The 19,293-nt window shown below is 35.7% G+C and carries 11 protein-coding genes; 3 read left to right on the plus strand and 8 right to left on the minus strand.

Translation table 11 applies throughout. The features are described from left to right. Positions 1-54: 54 nt before the first annotated feature. From F7888_RS22995 to F7888_RS16685, 7 genes are all read right to left on the minus strand, one after another. On the minus strand, positions 55-4,662 hold the full coding sequence (locus tag F7888_RS22995) for a cell wall-binding repeat-containing protein (protein WP_191781385.1): 4,608 nt from the start codon (positions 4,660-4,662) through the stop codon (positions 55-57). 371 nt (positions 4,663-5,033) lie between these two features. Continuing rightward, entirely contained in the window at positions 5,034-7,154 is a 2,121-nt protein-coding gene (locus F7888_RS16660; RefSeq protein WP_191781386.1) for a bifunctional glycosyltransferase/CDP-glycerol:glycerophosphate glycerophosphotransferase, read from the minus strand. A 130-nt stretch (positions 7,155-7,284) separates the two neighbouring features. Further along, complete coding sequence (wecB, locus tag F7888_RS16665) at positions 7,285-8,439, minus strand: non-hydrolyzing UDP-N-acetylglucosamine 2-epimerase (protein WP_191781388.1); 1,155 nt, start codon at positions 8,437-8,439, stop codon at positions 7,285-7,287. A gap of 27 nt (positions 8,440-8,466) precedes the next feature. Continuing rightward, complete coding sequence (locus tag F7888_RS16670; protein WP_191781391.1) at positions 8,467-9,099, minus strand: hypothetical protein; 633 nt, start codon at positions 9,097-9,099, stop codon at positions 8,467-8,469. 47 nt (positions 9,100-9,146) lie between these two features. After that, the gene (locus F7888_RS16675; protein ID WP_191781393.1) at positions 9,147-10,055 is read right to left on the minus strand and encodes an N-acetylmuramoyl-L-alanine amidase family protein; all 909 of its coding nucleotides are present in this window, start codon (positions 10,053-10,055) and stop codon (positions 9,147-9,149) included. Positions 10,056-10,129: 74 nt separating this feature from the next. Further along, positions 10,130-10,954, minus strand: coding sequence for an SGNH/GDSL hydrolase family protein (locus F7888_RS16680; RefSeq protein WP_191781394.1), 825 nt, complete (start codon positions 10,952-10,954; stop codon positions 10,130-10,132). 183 nt (positions 10,955-11,137) lie between these two features. Beyond that, positions 11,138-13,162: a penicillin-binding transpeptidase domain-containing protein gene (locus F7888_RS16685; RefSeq protein ID WP_191781396.1), complete on the minus strand. Its 2,025-nt coding sequence runs from the start codon at positions 13,160-13,162 to the stop codon at positions 11,138-11,140. 231 nt (positions 13,163-13,393) lie between these two features. Here F7888_RS16685 and tagU point away from each other — a divergent pair, with 231 nt between their 5' ends. Next, positions 13,394-14,338 carry a polyisoprenyl-teichoic acid--peptidoglycan teichoic acid transferase TagU gene (tagU, locus tag F7888_RS16690; protein ID WP_191781398.1) on the plus strand — a complete coding sequence of 315 codons (945 nt, stop codon included), beginning with the start codon at positions 13,394-13,396 and terminating at the stop codon, positions 14,336-14,338. Between the two features lie 139 nt (positions 14,339-14,477). Here tagU and F7888_RS16695 read toward each other — a convergent pair whose 3' ends face one another. Continuing rightward, the gene (locus F7888_RS16695) at positions 14,478-16,136 is read right to left on the minus strand and encodes an HD domain-containing phosphohydrolase (RefSeq protein ID WP_191781400.1); all 1,659 of its coding nucleotides are present in this window, start codon (positions 16,134-16,136) and stop codon (positions 14,478-14,480) included. Positions 16,137-16,498: 362 nt separating this feature from the next. Here F7888_RS16695 and F7888_RS16700 point away from each other — a divergent pair, with 362 nt between their 5' ends. Together F7888_RS16700 and F7888_RS16705 are read left to right on the plus strand one after the other, a co-directional pair. Further along, positions 16,499-17,086, plus strand: coding sequence for a DUF5317 domain-containing protein (locus F7888_RS16700; protein WP_191781402.1), 588 nt, complete (start codon positions 16,499-16,501; stop codon positions 17,084-17,086). A 182-nt stretch (positions 17,087-17,268) separates the two neighbouring features. Further along, positions 17,269-19,107 carry a diguanylate cyclase gene (locus F7888_RS16705; protein ID WP_191781404.1) on the plus strand — a complete coding sequence of 613 codons (1,839 nt, stop codon included), beginning with the start codon at positions 17,269-17,271 and terminating at the stop codon, positions 19,105-19,107. Positions 19,108-19,293: the final 186 nt, after the last annotated feature.

A 19,293-nucleotide genomic window follows, 5' to 3' on the forward strand; every position in this document is an offset into this window, starting at 1 on the left:
GAGCCAGATCACAGTAAAAAGGGTAGCCATTTGGCTACCCTTTCCCAAGTTTTCTTACTCTAAGATTCCTTTAATTTTCGCATATACACTAGCATTGATTGCTAATTCTCCACCGAATACCTTCACTAGAGATGGATCAGCATTTACTAGGTAATTTTCACTAACTGGGCGTAGTGATTCTCCAACTAATAGAATTCCTGCATCCTGCTTCGCTGCTAGAGCTGCACCAGAAAGACCATCTTGGAAACGATCTGATGTTGCCACATACAACTTGTAAGTATCAGGTTTAGAGTACTTTAATACTTCAACGTTTGTATCAAACTTTGTTTGACCTGCAATACGTGTTACAGATGGTAAAGTTTTTGCAACCTTTTCAGGTACTACAAGTTCTCCACCAATTACTAAAGTTTCTTTAACTCCTAAATCCTTCAAACTTGTCTTAGTAGCAGAAGGAACTTCTTTAGTGTTCACAAGTAAGATTGGTAGACCATTCTTACCAGCATATGATGCAATTGAAAGAGCATCCTGGAACTTCTCACCACTAACGATAATTGCTTCTTCAGTTCCCTTAGGTGCAACTTCTTTCGCAATTAAAGCTGCTGTATCGTATTGGTTGTTACCAGCAATACGCTCTACCTTTACGCCAAGAGCTTTAATCGCCGTTTCTACTTCATCCTTAACCGCTAAGTGCCCACCTAAGATGATGACCTTTTTAGCGCCTAATCTTTCAATCTCAGCTTTTGTTACATTATCAAGTCTTTCACTACGAGTTAATAATAAAGGAGCATCATATTTCGTAGCAAGAGGTACACCGGCTAATGCATCCACAAACTTATCTCCACGAGCTAAAATCACAACGTCTGAAGATTCCCACCCTTCTGCACTAATGATTGCAGATGTTTTATATAGGTTATCCCCAGCAATACGTGATACTTGCTCATCCTTATCAGATGTTGCACGGTGAACAACGACTTCTTTCGTTGTTGTATTACCAGCTAAATCTACTAATTTTAATTCGAATGTGTTTTTCCCTGGATCTAAAGTCAGGTCTGTTTCTACCACTTTAGAGTACTTCTTCATTTGATCACTTGGTGCATTGTAGAATTCTTCACTGCCATCCACAAAGAAACGTAATTCATCAGCGTTATCTGCTAATGTTGCTTTTAGTTTCACTGATTTAGTAGAGTTTGTAACATAAGTCGGAACTTCTACATCTAGTGTTGGAAGTGTAGTATCTACTTGTACTAAACGGCTAATTGAAATTTCATTTCCTGCATCGTCCTTCGCTCCAACGAAGAATTCTTGATCTCCATCTTCAAATATAAGCTTAGTAGCGAATTCATAATAATTTTCTGCTTTATTGAAAGTGAAATCAACCTTTTTGCCATTAACTGTAATTTCAACAATCTTAGTGTCATCTGTTACAGTTCCTGATACAGCTACTTCACTTGTATTTGATACAGAGAACACATCTGGAGTTATGATGTTAATTACAGGATGAGTTTTATCATTATCACCATTCACAATTGCATTTACGTCATTGCCTGCATAGTCCACTGCAACAACTGTTACAATTGTTCCAGCTTCAGGTTGACTCTTTAACTTATATTCTTTTGTATTTCCTGCTAAAGGAGTTTCTAGAACTGTTTTTCCATTTACTAGAATATCGATATATGCGACACCTGATCCATCTTTATCAGATGCATTGATCTTCACAGTGTCTTTTGACAAGCTCGCCGTTAATTCTGGATCAACTGTATCAATAATCACAGGAACTTGTATCTTTTGCGCTTCTTTTCCAGGGTAGTCAATTGTAGATGCAAACTCATAGTAGTAAGTTCCATCAGCAACTAGCTTATTTTTCACTTTACCATCCCAGCTGTTAGCTGTATTGTACGTATACATCGGTCCACGAGCACCATCATAATAGTGTTTTCTCGTATTTTGATCTGATTTGATCGTACGTAATTTGTTCTTTTCTTCATCTAAAATGTTATATTGAACCTCTTTTGCATTTCGTAAAAATGATAAGACAGGGACGATTTCATCCTGCTGACCATCTCCATTTGGTGAGATGGCAATTAATGATTTACTATAACTTTCATTAATTGGATCATACCCTAAATAATATCCTTCACCATCAACAAATCCAGCTACTGCATAGAATGATTCTTCTCCGTCATAAATCATCTCATCAAGAACAGGAGCATCGTTCCAATCACCTTTGAATCCTACATAAGGAACAGTAAGAGTTGGGTTATTATCAGAAACATCTGTTAAAGTAACAAATCCTTCAACAAAATATCCATTTTCAAAGATTTCCTCTAGTGGTGCATTATAGAACCAATCAATTGCATTCTTTAAATCAATTGTTACCTTAATATCTTTACTAGAGTTTGCAGGAACAGTCACTTGTTTTGTGCTAAATGAAATTGGATATTCTCCAATCCATGGAGCATTATTAGATATTGTTCCATTCTTGTATACTCCTTGAGATTCAAGAGCATTGACACCATCATAAGCTAAATCTGTTTGTACATTTCCATCTACATTATAAGTTACTTGCTTATTAGATAGGTTTTTAACATTTAATGTAAACGTTGCTGTATCACCAGTAATCTCTTTAAGAGCTACTTTTGCTTCATTTGTACTCTTCTCAGTAACAACTGCAGGAGTACTTAATGCTGCATGTAATTGCATTAGACCTGCACCTTGACGACGAGGTGAATATGCATTGTCAATTCCATAATAGTCATTATATAGGCCTTTATCTACAACTGGTGCACTAGTATTCATTAGGATATTTTTAGCTAGATTGATACGTTCTTTACCTTCTAAATTTGTTTCCTCTTCAACACGTTGTAGAACGATAGCTGATCCACCAGAAACGTGTGGAGCTGCCATTGACGTACCACTCATTGAACCATATTTGTTGTCCTGCAATGTTGATAGAATATTTCCACCTGGTGCTGTGATTTCAGGCTTAAAGTCTAAGTTTGGAGTGACACCCCATGAAGTGAAATCAGACATTTGTCCAGCTAATGGATTGGCAGCAGTTGTCGTTTCACCATTAAAGGTAATTGATACAACTTGACCGTTATCTATTGCTGCTTTCAGAGCATCACCATCGGTCTTTAACATAAATAATTGTGGGATTTTAATAGCTTCTTCTGACACCATATTCACATAACCATCTGTGTTATTGTAAATAATCACACCAGCCGCACCTGCAGCCTGTGCATTTAATGCTTTTAAAGTGAAATCATATTGACCACGTTGAATTAACGCATATTTCCCTTTAAAGTCTTTACCAGCAAAATCCTCAGCTGTTCCACCTAAGCCTGCAGATAATACTTCAAATGTCTTTGAATCTACATCATTTGGATGTACACTGCTTGCAGACAAGAATGGAGCTAGTGCAATTTCGTTACCATCAAATGAATATGACATAGCATCTAAATCCATAAAGTTGTTCTCTAAAGATGCCACCTGTAATGAATCATAAGATAAGCCTGGTGAGCCAACTACTCCAATGTCTGGGTTTGATGAATATGGATTAGCATGTCCATTTCCAAAATGTGCAGAGTTACCAGCAGAAATGGACATAAATACGCCATTTTCTACTGCTCTAGCAATTGCTTGCTGTTCTGGATCTTCAGCATCAACAAATGATGCAGTTGAACCTAAACTCATGTTAAGAACATCCGCCCCTAAAATGATCGCATCATCAATTGCCTTAATATAAATATCTCCCCAAGTAGAAGCCATATTTGGATCGTTACCAAATACCTTTAATGCTAATAATTGTGCTTCAGGAGCAACTCCTTTAAGTCCACCCTTTTCTTCATCACCATTTGCCGCAACTGTCCCCGCTACATGCATTCCATGATGAGAAGCTTCAGGTCCTAAATCTAAAATTTCTTGGTTTTTATCCATATAGTTGTAACCATAAGGAACCTTGTACGTATGATACTTACCAGGTAGATTATATTCAGAAGTGAGTGAAGCTACTTCTTTTTCAGTAAGTTCACCTTTAGAATTATCAGATAGAATCATATCCTTATGTCTAGGATCAATTCCAGTATCAATGATACCGACAATCATTCCTTCACCATCATAGCCAAAATCAGTCCAAGCTTTTTGAGCTTCGACGAGTTCTTTACTATACTTCATATCTGGTTTATCAACAGGACGCTCGTACTCATTAACAACAGTAACATTAGCTACCCCTGTCAATTTTTTAATACCAGCTACCTTTCCGTATTCAACCACACCACTAAATCCGTTAAATGCCGTCGTGAAATTTTCTTTGAACTCCATTTTTAGAGACTCAGCAGAAATTTTATCTTTTACGGCTTTTTGAGATTTAAGAATGTCTGTCTGTAATTTGTCCTTTTCATTCTCAGAAAGCTTACTGTATTTCACACCTTTTTTTGTTGCATATGTAATTGCTGGATCTCCTTTAACCTCGACAATTACACGAACTTTATCGGCTGGTTTGTACTTTTCTTTTTCAACATCTAATTTTAATTGTTGACCTGCTTTTTGAATTGTCTGTTTCGTATTCTGAGTCTCATGAATTGGTTTAACCGCAGCAAGAGCTGTGTTCGAAAAGGCAAGTAAAAAGACTAAAATAAGTGCTAGACTTCTTTTCAAATTCAATTGAATACCCTCCTATAGATTTAGTGTAAATAAAAAATAACTCTCGGCATATTGTTCTAATGTCTCGTTTTCAACGAACAATCCCTTGAGTTTACCACTAGTTTTGCCACCTCTTTCCACTAATCTCATTTTTTACTATTTTAGTATAATCACAATATATTTAATAGTCAAACTATTTGAAAAGATTTATTTACATTTTTTTAGTATTTTCTTAACATTTCTTACTTTTACGACTTTTAATACGACATAGTAAACTATTATGGTAGATTTTCTGACATAATTATCAATATATGTAATTCTAGATATCTGACATGTTCTTTTACAATAAAAAAACAAGAAAGTACAAAGCACCTTCTTGTTTTACTATTTTTTTACTTAAACACTCTATTTACAACTTGTTCTGATGCCTTTCCGTTATCCCACGCACAGAACTTTTCATAGAATTGGCCATATTTCTCTTTATAATCTGCTTCAATTTGATTGATATGTTTGATTGAGGAAATCACTTCATCCGACGTCTTCAGTAGTGGTCCCGGAACTTCTTTTTCCACATCAATATAAAATCCTCTTAATGTATCACGGTACTTTTCCAAGTCATATGTGAAAAATAAAATAGGACGCTTTAGATTTGCATAATCGAAAAAGACAGAAGAGTAATCAGTGATTAAAATGTCAGAGATTAAATATAGCTCCGCAATATCATCATACTTAGATAAATTATAAACAAATCCGTCTAGACCTGTTGTTTCTATATGATCTGCTATAAAATAGTGCATTCTCAATAAAATTATATACTCGCTTCCAAGTTCTTCTCTCATCTTTTGGAGATCTAACTCTAATTTGAATTTATATTTACCAGGTTCATAAAATTCATCGTCTCTCCAAGTTGGAGCATAAAGCACAATCTTCTTGTCTTTTGGCAATTGTAGCTTCTGCTTAATGGACTGTGCAATTTCTTGTTTATTATCAGCATATAAAATATCATTTCTTGGATAACCAAACTCGAGCATTTCCTTGTCAAAAAGAAAGGCTCTTCTAAAAATATCTGATGAATATTGATTTGGCGAAATTAAATAATCCCATCTTCTAGACTGGTCATAGAAGTGTTTCTTGTAATTTGGATTAGCTGAATGAACATCATTCATATCAAATACGAGTTTTTTTAATGGCGTTCCATGCCAAGTCTGTAGGTAAATATTATCTTTTCGTTTATTTAAAGATCTAGGCAGCCTCGAGTTACTTACCCAATATTTAGACGTTGCTAGATAATAGTAGTAGGTTAAACTAAATCGCTTCACTTTTTTGGCTGGGCCCGGTATTTTTTTTGTTGGATCATTGAAAATCCAAACAAATGTATAATCTTTATTATGCTGGAGCATGTACTCATAAATATACTTAGGACTATCAGAATAATTCTTACCTAGGAAACTTTCAAATACAATTGTTTTTTCTTTAATTGGTAATCTCATAAAGAAAGATCGGTACAATTGAAGAAATAACTTTGTTCTCCCACCTAAGGCATATTTAATTTTTCTTAAAAAATGATGAAATTTAATTGTATTCGCAAATGTATTGATCTTCTCGTTCCTTAGAAGTGAAAGTTCTCTTTTAACAACTGGATTTAGATTATTAAACGCATTTTGACTAAGTTGTTTTGCTGTGTTTGACAGCTGTACTGCATATTCAGTTACCTTCTTTTCATCCTCAAGTAACATGATAATTTCACGTCGGAAGAAATTTAAGTATATGTAATCCAAATATGTTTGAACACATTCGCTTTCATACTGCTTATTTTTAACTGTTTGGAAAACTGTTAGAAATTCAATTACTTTTTCTTCACGTGATGCTTGATCCAACGAAGGATTAATTATTGGATCATTACGTCTTCTTTTAAAGTAGGTACGTGCTTTTAGCATTGAAATTCTTTCTAGTTTGTCAATGATAGAAACAATAAAAGACACATCAGTATAACAATTTGTATCTTCATTAAATCGAATGTAATTTGTCGTGATAAAATCTACTGATATTAGTTTATTTACAATTGACATGTCTTTAAATGTTTTTATTGAACCTCGTTCTTTTATAACTACATCCTCTTTTAATGGCAATGTTTTATTATCTATCGGTACAGAGAATTTCTTTGTTCTTCCTGCAATAATCGGGGCTTCTCCAATGCTGTTCACTAATAATTCAATTGCGTCTAGTGCTAAATAGTCATCACTGTCTAAGAATAACAGATAATCACCAGTTGCTTTTTTCATCCCATAATTCCTTGCAAATCCAACACCATTTTTACTATCTAAATGATAGCATTGTACTCGTTGATCCTTACTAGATAACTCCGTTAACTGCTGCTTCAAAGCTTCATTCGATCCATCATTGACAATAATGATTTCTAAATGACGATACGTTTGAAGGAAAACAGATTCTAGGCAATCATTTATAAATTCAGTTGTATTATAAACCGGAATAATAACTGATATTTTCTTCATACTTTTATACTCCTCAATATCTTAATTTAGGTAGTTTTTGTTGTTTGACTAAATAGTATTATTCCATTATTTATTTATGTTTGGAAGTCTTTCATAAAAATTTTATCTTAATTTGTAGAATTTATTACAATTAACTAACTAGAGTAAACGAGTTTGGTCTATTTTTCGTTTTAGAGAAATAATATAATATCGCTTCCACAATTCTTTCTGAGGCATTCCCATCTCCATAAGGATTTGAAGCCTTTGCCATTCGTTGATATTCATTATTATCAACAATTAATTGTTTTGCCAGTTGATAAATCGTCTCTTCTTGTGTCCCTGCTAATTTCAACGTCCCTGCCTCAATTCCTTCTGGCCTTTCTGTCGTATCTCTTAGCACTAGTACTGGGACTCCAAGAGATGGCGCCTCTTCCTGCACTCCACCTGAATCGGTTAAAATCATGTACGCTCGTGATGCAAAGTTATGAAAATCTAAGACGCCTAAAGGTTCAATTAAATGAATCCGACTGTCATTTCCGAGAATTTCATCGGCTACTTCTTTAACAGCTGGATTCAAATGAACTGGATAGACGACTTGAAGGTCTTCATGCTCTGTCACAAGGCGTTTGATTGCACGGAACATTTGTCTCATTGGTTCTCCTAGATTTTCGCGTCGGTGTGCGGTGACTAACATCATTCTGTCTTGCCCTATCTGATTTAGAAGCTCGTGTTTGTATGTAGGTGAAACCGTTGTTTTTAAAGCGTCAATGGCTGTATTCCCTGTGATAAAAATAGTTTCTTCGCGCTTATTTTCTTTAAGTAGATTCTCAGCTGATTTCTTCGTTGGAGAGAAATGAAGGTCTGCTATGACACCAGTAATTTGGCGATTCATTTCCTCTGGATATGGTGAATATTTATTCCAGGTTCTGAGTCCAGCCTCTACATGACCCACTGCTACTTGGTTATAGAGTGCGGCTAAGCTTGCGACAAAGGTTGTGGTTGTATCTCCATGTACTAATACAAGGTCCGGCTTTTCTTTTTTCATGACCTCATCTAATCCTTCAAGCGCCCTAACAGTGATATCTTTTAGTGTTTGTCGATCCTTCATCACATTTAAATCATAGTCTGGTGTAATATTAAAAATCTCTAATACTTGATCAAGCATTTGTCGATGCTGTGCTGTTACCGTTACAATCGACTCAATGTTATCAGAATGTTTTTTTAACTCTAAGACAAGTGGTGCCATTTTGATGGCTTCTGGCCTTGTCCCAAATACTGTCATTACTTTTATTTTTTTATCATTCATGTTATCACCCATTTCATTAATATTGGTCTACTCTATGATTGAAAGGGTTGCTTCGTCAGTGTAACCACTCTCACCTGTTAATTCAAATGTTTCTTTTATTAATCCTGTACCCTTTGCAAAATATCTTGTATAAATGGTATCTGCACCCTCGACTTCATCTGTTATCATTCGAAGGACATAGACATCTTGAAAACGACCTACTGGAACTGTGATTTCATCCTTTATATCAATTAACTGCCAATCTGCAGTGAACATTTCTAGATTAATGAGTGTTTCTAGATCACCCATTGGGGTGAATTGGTTAACTATGCTTTTTGAGGGATCAGCAGGTGATGAGTGTTCATAAACCAAGGTGATTTCAGTGTCAGTCCAGCGGTAAATTTGGGTCGTTGGTGCACCACTTAATAGAATCGTCAATTGAATATATTCTTCGTTCTCTGCCAACACTTTTTGCTGATAGATCTCATCTTCATTGTTTTTAAATACCCTTGTTGTTCCTACCTTTGGACGGTATTCAAGCAGGTTTCCTTCTATAATTGGTCGGTCTACCTGTTGAATCTGTGATTCTTCTTTTCCCTTTTTATCCTTTGGAAGGGTCTCTTCATTTGTACAAGCCAGCAGAACAATAAGTAAAATCATCGAACAAATCACTTTTTTCATCCCATTGTCTCCTATTTATTCTTAAACAAACGTTTGTTTAATTATTCTTAGTAAGGCTGTGTATAATGTTTAAGCTCTTTTTCCCTTTGGTCATAAATGACTTTTTGCTGATATTTATCAAAGACAATCACTGCCGATTTAGATTGGTTCGCATATGTTAGTGCGTCTTCTTCATTCAAAAACGTGGCAAGTTTATGATTCGTTGAGTTATAGACTTCGAAAACGTCAAAGTAAGTTTCAATTGCTTCGGCAATCGCAGCTGCTGCTCTTTCTTGGTACTCTGCTGTTTTAATTAGTTTCTCTTCATTCCGATTTATCATATATCCTAATTCCACTAATATCGAAGGCATTTGCGCATTTCGAATCACATAAAAGCTTTGGTCATTATGGACCTTTCTGTTAGGTAGCTTCAATTCATCAACCAAGTATTGCTGAACCGTTTCTGCCAAACGTTTATTTTCTTGTAGGTAGACTAATTGTAATGGGTCATGAGGATACGCTGATTTATAGTGATTTACCCCGTCGTAATAATAAGTTTCAATCCCTCGAATAAATGGATTGGTTGCACTAGCATTATGGTGAATGGAGATGAACACGGCTTGTTCATTGTTTTCCATAACAAACTCATTGGCTAATTTCATTCGATTGTGAAAATCTCCATCTTCATTCTTTCCTTCTTCATCCCTTAAAAACTCACCAAATTCTTTATCTGAATGACGTGTGAGTTTCACCTCAAAGCCATTTTCCATAAGAATGTTCTGAAGCTTAATGGCCACGTCTAGATTCGCATCCTTCTCACAATATCCTGTTTCTCTTCCTGAATATCCACAGGTTCCAGCAAATTTACCTCCATGACCTGGATCGATCACAACGATTTTATCTGCAAATCCTTTGACAGGCATAACAAATGTAGAGAAGATACATGATAAACATATAATTGCGATCAACTTTTTCAATGCCATTTCCCTCCTACCCTTTACAAAAATAGATTCCTTATACAAGGAATCTATTATAACCTAGACATTCAGTTTTATTCGTTTTCGTCTGTATTCGCAATAAAATAATCAATTAAATAGTCCGCCCATAATTGATGACCAGCTTCCGTTGGTTGACCAGAATTCTCTTCTCCAGACTGAATCACGTAATCATTCATTTCTTCTGAATTCAGATTTGGCCAAACCTCCCAATGATTTAAGTAGATCACATCATTTTCCACTGCATATTCCATAAGTTCTGTAACCTCTTTTGGATAATGAATGGCATTATATAAAGGATTTGCCGGCTGTAAAATAGTGACTATTTCAGGGTTTTCACTCTTAAATTCTCCAAGCATGAAACTCAAGTTTTCCAATCTCTTTTCAGTAGTTATTAATACCCCGTTATCATATAAGAAAAATGGCTCATATAAAAGTACATCTGGCTTCAACTCATTAATTTCCTTATATAACTCTTCATTCACTACTTCGGTACTTGTTTTCCCTGGAATCTCTTTAACTGTAACTTTAATGAGTTCTTTCCCATACTCTGCTTCTATTTGTTTTTTCAAGAGTGATGGCCATCCATTCGTCTCTGGTGTTGACGTAGATCCAACAATCACAAGTTGCAATTGCTTCTGTTTATCAATTGCTGATTCGATTTGATTGATAACAGCCTGATCTAAATTCTTTGTTAACTTCATTAGTTCTCTCTTTGTCTTTGGAGAGTTCTTTTCTTCTTTCAACGTTGGTTTATCTTTAACGATAGATTCACTTTCAACACTTGCTTTTGCCTCTATCTTTTGATCCCAGTGCATTTTCGATGCAATTATAGAAACAATTGATAGAACAACTACAACGACCACAGCTAATTTTTTCAAAACGGTACCTCCAATAATTCATAACTAATTACCCCAATTATACATCAATCGACCTCCTTTTTTTACACGAATTGCATAATTTATGTAAAATTTCCTCGGAAATTATCAAAAAACTGCCACCCATTTCCTTCACATCTTATATTTAGACAAGATGTGAAAGGAACGGAATGACAGTATTAGACATTACTCATTCATTTGTAGGAAATGCTGAAACACATTCTTTACTTTTGGTACGACATAGCCACTACCTGATTTGACATCTTCAATTAACATCGCAACTAAAAGATCAGGTTCCTCGGTATCAACAGCCACGAAGAAACCATTTTCCTTTGCGTCCTTATCCTCACTACTCGTTTTCAATTCAGCCGTTCCGGTTTTCCCTGCTAATGTAACGCCTTCGATTTTCGCTGCACGTCCTGACCCTTGTGGATCCTCAATGACTTCAACTAAATCCTTCAAGATAGTTTCTGCATGAGTAGCTGAGACAACTGATTCACGCCACACCTCTGGTTCGCTATTTTCAAGGGCGAACAGGCTTGGCTTAAGGAGATTCCCTTGATTTAGGAATGGTGTATAGCTCATCGCTAAATGAAGGATATTCATCTCAACCTCGCCTTGACCGTAGGCAGAGTCTGCAAGCAGTTGTTCATTCTTGATTCCATCATTTGAAATTTGTGAATCATAGAATGGATAGTCGAATGGGAATGTTTCATTAAAACCAAATTGCTTTAAGCCATTTTCAAATGGTTCAATGCCCATGTCGAGAGCAACTCTGGCAAAATAAATATTATCAGAATAGACAAGTGCTTTTCTTAAGTCGATTGGTCCCTTCACATTGTTAACCCTTTTAATCCTATAATTTCCCCATGAACTGTCCTTTTGCCATGTTTCTTCATTAATTTCATACGTATGTTCTGGAGTAATGGCTTGTTGCTCAAGAGCTATCGCAGCCGTAATTGGTTTCAAGGTTGAGCCTGGTGCATATGTGTATCCCACTCGATTGATTAAAGGTTGGTTCGGATTCTCAGATAGTTCCTTCCATTTCTCTGAAGAGATTCCTAATACAAAATCATTTGGATCAAAAGATGGACTCGTTGCTAAGGCAAGCGTTTCACCTGTTTTTGGATCAATGGCAGCAGATGCCCCCTTTTCTCCTTTAAGCTGTTCATATACTACTTGTTGAAGCTCGATATCGATAGCAAGCTTAAGATTCTCACCGTCTTTAGCTGGTTTTGAAACAAGAGTGAATTCCTCGCCATCTTCCTTAGCAATATAGATTTTAACACCTTTTTCACCTCTTAACCGTTCCTCAAACACCATTTCTAAGCCTTTCTTCCCGATGATGTCAGTGCTTGTATATCCCTGTCCCTCTAATTTTTCTAAATCTTCTTGCGTGATGGAAGTGACATAGCCAACAAGGTTAGCCGTTGCTTCCTTGTATGGATAGACTCTTGATGGTACTCGCTGTACCTTCACTTCTTCAAATTCTGTCGCCACCTCTGTGACAAATACATTCTCATCAAGTGATATTCTTTTTAATGGGACAAAATAATGTGGTTGAACCCAGGAAGCATTTAATTTTTGTTCGATGGATTCTCTTGTCAGTCCAATTTTTGATGCTAAATCATCAAGCTTTGATTCATCAACCTGTTCTGGGACCACACCGAGTTCATAGACTTCCCCGTTGATTGCTAAGCCACGTTCTAAACGATCAACTATCTCCCCACGGACTGGTGAGGTGAATGTTAGCTTTACTTCATCACCTTCATCCATGACTGAAAATATCATCGAAGGATTCCAATTGATCTTCCATTGTTTTTCTTCTTCAGTGACTTCTTGAACCACTGTTGCTTTGTGAGTATATTCAATAGGACCTGCGACAGTTTCCATTGATACTTTATACTCATAGGCGATTTCCCCATTTTCATCTGGAGCAAGTTCTTCTTCAGATGGTATATAATCAACAACAATATTTGCAGCCTCGATATCACCATAGATTTTCTGATATCGTTCGACAAATTCTTCTTTGGTTATTGATTCTTTGCTTGCTGTTGTTAGTTGTTCATACATGTCTTCATATTTCAGATTCTCCCACTTCTCCGTGTACTCTTCAAATGCAGCCTCTGGACTTGGTTCCTCTTCTTTACAGGCTGTTAGAATTGTGAGAAGTAAAAAACTAATAAATAACCCCTTAAACGACCGTTTCATTTTGACATCACTCCTATAAAACTCATTACTCTCATACTACCATACTTTTCCCAAATTTCTGTTAAAACTTGATTGGCAAATTGGGGACGGTTCTCACTTTTCTTTCTTAGGACGAAAATCTTTCGAAAATGACGAATTCTAGTAAAAGGAAGATATTTTCATTGTTTCATTGTGTAGAAACATATATAATTTTGTTAGAATTTGTAATCCGATGAAAGGAAGAGATTAAATTTGGCTAAATGGACGAAGAAGAGAAAGTGGCTTACTTTTACTTTAAGTGCGCTAGGTGTCATGTTCATTGGAATCGCAATCTATGCTTATTCAATATATAGTTCAGTCGAAAAAACATTAAATGTGATCCATGAACCTATTGAAAGAGTCGTTTCTGAGAAGCGTATAGAGGAAGTAAAGTTTGAGGAGCAGGACCCTATTTCAGTATTAATTCTAGGTGTTGATGAAAGAGCAAATGATCGTGGTCGATCAGATACAATTATTGTCATGACCATCAATCCCACTACAAAATCGATGCGCATGGTAAGCATTCCACGTGATACTCGTACGGAAATTATCGGACGTGGTTTTAATGATAAGATTAATCATGCCTATGCATTTGGTGGCGTTGAAATGGCTATGAATACAGTTGAGAACTTCCTAGATATTCCGATTGATTACTTTGTGAAAGTGAATATGGAAGGCTTCCAGGACATCGTTGATGCTGTTGGAGGAGTTACAGTAAATAGCACGTTTGCCTTTGATTACGAAGGCTATTCATTTGGTGAAGGTGAACTAACAATGGATGGAAAGATGGCACTTGCTTATTCTCGAATGAGATATGATGATCCTCGTGGAGATTTCGGACGCCAAGACCGTCAAAAGCAAATCATTCAAGGAGTGATTGATAAAGGTGCAACCATCTCTTCAATCACGAAAATTGATGATATACTAGGTGTCATTGGTTCAAATGTTAAAACCAACCTCACTTTAACTGAAATGGTTGATATTCAAAAAAATTATAAAGATGCCCGCCATAGCTTGGAAAAACTGACTCTTACTGGTAGCGGCACTAAAATCAATGGTATCTATTACTTACAAGTTTCAGAAGAAGATCGCTCAGCATTATCATTACAATTAAAAGAGCACCTTAATATGAACGAATCAACTGTATCGACAAATTAATTTAACTTAAAAAAGCTGCTTTACCTATGTATGATTGCATAAGTAAAGCAGCTTTTTATTATGTTATCTTGAATACACATAAGACTCCCATAGGATGGGGTAACCGTGTATTCAGACTACGACATTATAATTTATCCACCTACATAATATCTTTCTGAGAACCATCCTTCATCTCTTTACTTTTCCACTTCATAAAAGCCTCAACCACTACTGGGTCAAATTGCTTTCCTGACTCACTTTTGATTATTGTACTCGCCTGTTGCTCACTCATCCCTTTTCGATAAGGACGATCGGAGGTCATCGCATCAAATGTATCAGCAACACAGGTAATTCTCGCCAACAAATGAATCTCTTCACCAGAAATGCCGTCTGGGTATCCTCCTCCATCCCAGCGCTCATGATGTGAACGGACGATGGGACGAATATGATTCAAGCTTTTAATATTTGTGATAATCTCATCACCATACACAGGATGCTGCTTAATTTCATGAAATTCCTCTGGGGTAAGTCGGCCCGTTTTATGAAGTACCCGATCTGGGACTCCGATTTTCCCAATATCATGCAATGCAGCACCAAGCTGTAAGTCCCTTTTCTCCTTATCGGTTAATTGCAGCTCGTCTGCAATTGCAAGGGCATATTCAGTAACACGCTTGGAATGTCCCGCCGTATACGAATCTCTTTTTTCAAGCGTTATACTAATCGCTTCAATCGTTTGAATAAACAAGCGATATCTTTCATTTAATACACTCTGCAAAGCATCAATAATGGCCGATGTACCTTGATCGCGAGTAGTTGGGAGTGGCGCATCTAAATCCCCATTTGTAATTCTTTCAGCTTGCTCAATAAGGAGCGCAGTCGGTCTTGACAGCTTTCGATATATACTTACCCCAACAACGATAACAACGATTTCTAATAAAATAGAAATCATCAATAGCGTATTTCTAAGCTTCAATTTAGCTTCATAAATCATCGATTCATCATAAGAGATCCCAATTAACATTTGATTATAGAGAGGCATTAATGTAAAAACCTGATTTTCGCCATCTGAAACCTGTAACAGCCTGATATCTTGTGAATCAGTGTTCACCGAAATGACATTATTCTTAACCAGTTCACGGAGCTTTTCTTTCGTTTCAGCCGTAAAAGGTAAATGTTCTTCATCAGAAAATAGATTTCCTTCTCGATCAAATAGAAAAATCTTTCCTGTCTTTCCTAACTTTTCATTTATGACAGTCGGATTAAAGAAATGAGTACTGATTTTTAGTGTACCTTCTATATAACTGTATTTCCCAATTGCATTTTTGATTGGTGTATAAATCGATATGTAAGGCTCTTTACTATTCAAGCTATATTCGAAGGGTGAAAGAAATGTGCCATTATGGTAGGTTGTATCTTCTATTTGAATGAACGGCTTCTTTTCAGTAATCGTAAGCGGTCGATTGATAATAGAGCGTTTATGATTTAAATTATGATCGAGCATGCTAATTTGATCGAACATCTGATGGTCTTCAAATCCCTTTTTAATAAACGCGGATATCAACTCTGGGTTTGTCGTTACTGTATTAGGACGTTCAGCTAAATCAGTCAACTCTGAAATGGGCTTATTTAAATCCTCTAATGTATTTTGCTTTATTAATTCTAAATTGGTTTTCAGTGATGTATTTGCAGTTTCTTCAATCGAAGGAAAGATATATAAATATAACAAAAACCAAAATACGATAATGATTGAAGTCGTAGCAATAATAAGCACCGCACTATTTTTTAAAAAGGAAATGTTTCTTCGATAAAAATCGACCATATACGACAAACTCCTACAATTCATTTTACTTCATTATACATAATTTCATAGGGAGTAACTACTACTCATTTATTCTCTTTTTCACTAGGCATTTGCTGCAAAAATTGATGAATTAACTATTCCCACTATTGTTACGTTTTATTTGCTGTAAAACAAGATATTCGTGGTAAAATGTACCTATTATCAACTCGTAACAATTGGGTAATTTGGGGTGCTTTTCCGAAATTTAGCAAATTTTGTTGCAAATCAATATATTAATAGATATGATAACTACAGAAATAGATACACCGCAATTTCTTCAAAAATTACATCTTCTAAAAATAATTCTAGTAAAGTAAATAATCTAGTAGGTGACGTATTTTATGGTTTTCGATGGAATTATCTTATCATTTATAGTAGCGCTTTGTCGCAAAGGGAATTTGCAAGCCTTTTCTACACTCAGATTGAAGTGGGGATGGATCTTTCCTATTTTTTTACTCATTCAATTATCGGTCTACTTTCTACAAAACAGCATTGAACTGATTGGTCAAACTAGTAATTATATATATATGGCAATTTATATAGTAGGAATGGGATTTCTATACGTTAACCGAGCTCATCCTGGGTTTATGATTATTCTCATTGGAGTCTTTTTAAACTTTATTGTTATGTTCGTTAATGGTGGAAGAATGCCTGTTTCAGCAGAGGCAGCAGCTGTTCTAGATCCTATGTATCTAGATATCTTAAAAGATCAGCTTTATGCAAAGCACACATTGTTAACAGAATCGACTAAACTAGGTTTCTTGGGAGACATTATCCCTCTTTCATCACCTTATCCAAAAACGCAGGTGATTAGTATTGGAGATGTAGTGATGAATATCGGCGGCTTCAAATTCATTCAATATATAATGGTGCATAAAAAAGAAGCACAAGCAACAACATCAGTTTCGAAATTAAAGGAGGTGAATTAATCATGAAAAAATTTGCGGGGTCAAAATTATCACGTGTTCTATTTAACGCAATTATTTTCGGATCACTAATTCTTTCTTTCACATCAGGGTGGAAAGTTGGTTTGTAAGATGTATAATAAGGTGGGAGAAAAAGTTGATTATAACTTTCTCCCACCAATTTTTTTATATGTGAGTTGATTAATATGAAACTGCAAAATAACTCAGTTAAACTATATTTATTAATAACTTTTCTGATTGCTATCTCAACCTTAGGGTACTTTGTTATGTTCTCAGAGATCACAATTTCAGATTGGGTTATTATCTTTTCACTAATTGGCGCTATATCTTTACTAAACTATCATATTATATACATTCCACCTAAAGATAATATTATATCTATGGACTCAGCTATTTACTTAGCGAGTTTATATCTATATGGAATTGAATTGACTTTGTATGCTCTATTTATCATTAGCGTTATTTTTATAATCTACCAACGAAAACTTTCATGGTGGACTCATATTTTCAATTTTTCAATATACGCTATTATGATTTCTATCTCATATCTACTTTTTATAAGTTTTGGTGGGATAATTGGAACCATTAATACAGAAAATCTGCTACCTTATATAATCTCGTTAGCATCCTATTTTTCTGTAAATATGCTATTCGTCACATTATTCTTTAAGTTACATGACTCAAAGAGTTTTAATAGCGTTTTTAAAAGGATAAGTATAGACAAAACATTCCTTGCCAGTTACTTCACTACAATGCTTTTATCAATTATCCTAGGAATTCTTTTAAATAATGAAGGCTTTTTCGGTCTTTTCCTTTTCGTCTGTATTGCTATGCTCTTGTCCTTTGCATTTGATCAGCATTTTAAGCTGTATCAAAAGACATTGGAGAAGGCGAATAAGGATTATCTGACTGGACTGAATAATCACGGTTATTTCAAAGAATTATTAGAGAAGGAAATTCTAAATGCTCGCGAGAACCAAACGACAGTGAATGTAGCTCTCATCGATATTGATGATTTCAAGAAATATAATGATCTTTATGGACATATACAAGGTGATGCATTGCTAACCTTCTTTGGAAAAATCCTTGAGGAAGAAGCAAATGCACACAACTACACGGTTGCAAGGTATGGTGGAGAGGAATTTTCCGTTATTCTACCAAACACAACAAGCTTAGAAGCCTACCGTTGCATTAATAATTTAAGAAAGAAAGTGAACGATACCTATTTTGCTGGTGTGGAGGCCCTTCCTTATGGGTGCCTGTCCTTCTCAGCAGGAATCGTAGAATATTGTAACGGTGTATATGACTCTACTGAGCTATTAAAAAAAGCGGACCAAGCGATGTACTATTCAAAGGCACAAGGTAAAAACTTTGTTCATATTTTTAGTGAGGAAGTAGAGAATAATCACCAGGTGTTAACCGCGATGGATCATAATTTGGAGGAAGCCGAGCAACAGCTGAAAATCTTCCTTTCAAAGGACGTCTATACGTATCGTCATAGTAAGCGTGTGTTTCAATATGCGTTGGATTTCAGTAATCAGCTAGAGTTATCTGATTCTGAAAAGAAGAATTTAATTCTTGGTGCTTTAATTCATGATATCGGGAAGCTTGAGATCCCACGAGATATTCTGAATAAGAAGGGCAAGCTTGAACAGCATGAATGGGAAATGGTCAAAAAGCATGTGACGTTCGGAAAAGAAATCATTTCGACGAATAAGAAATTCGATTCACTGCTTCCCCTTGTTGAGCTTCATCATGAACGATATGATGGGAAAGGCTATCCACATGGACTAAAGGGCCACAATATTCCAAAGCTAGCTAGAATCCTTTGTATCATTGATTCATTTGATGCAATGACAACTGAACGACCATATCAGAAGACGAAATCATTTTGTGAGGCAATATCAGAATTACGTCGTTGTTCTGGTGAGCAATTTGATCCTGAATTTGTTGAACCCTTCATTCATATGATTGAAAATAACTATTCAGAGAAATTGAGTAAGAGTGAAGCTATCAATAGTTAAGACTATATTCATCATGTTTGTTGTTACAGACAGATTAAAAATTAACAATAATATTACAAGCATTCTGAATACACGTAGACTCCCGTGGGATGCGTGGACAAAGTGAGCCCCGACAGGACACGAAGTGTATTCAGGCTGCGATTTAAAAAAGGCGATTGTCTCGCCTTTTTTTTGTTTAAAGCCCTC

Origin of the sequence: Litchfieldia stipae (genome assembly GCF_014837155.1) — a bacterium.
Lineage (GTDB): Bacteria > Bacillota > Bacilli > Bacillales > Bacillaceae_L > Litchfieldia.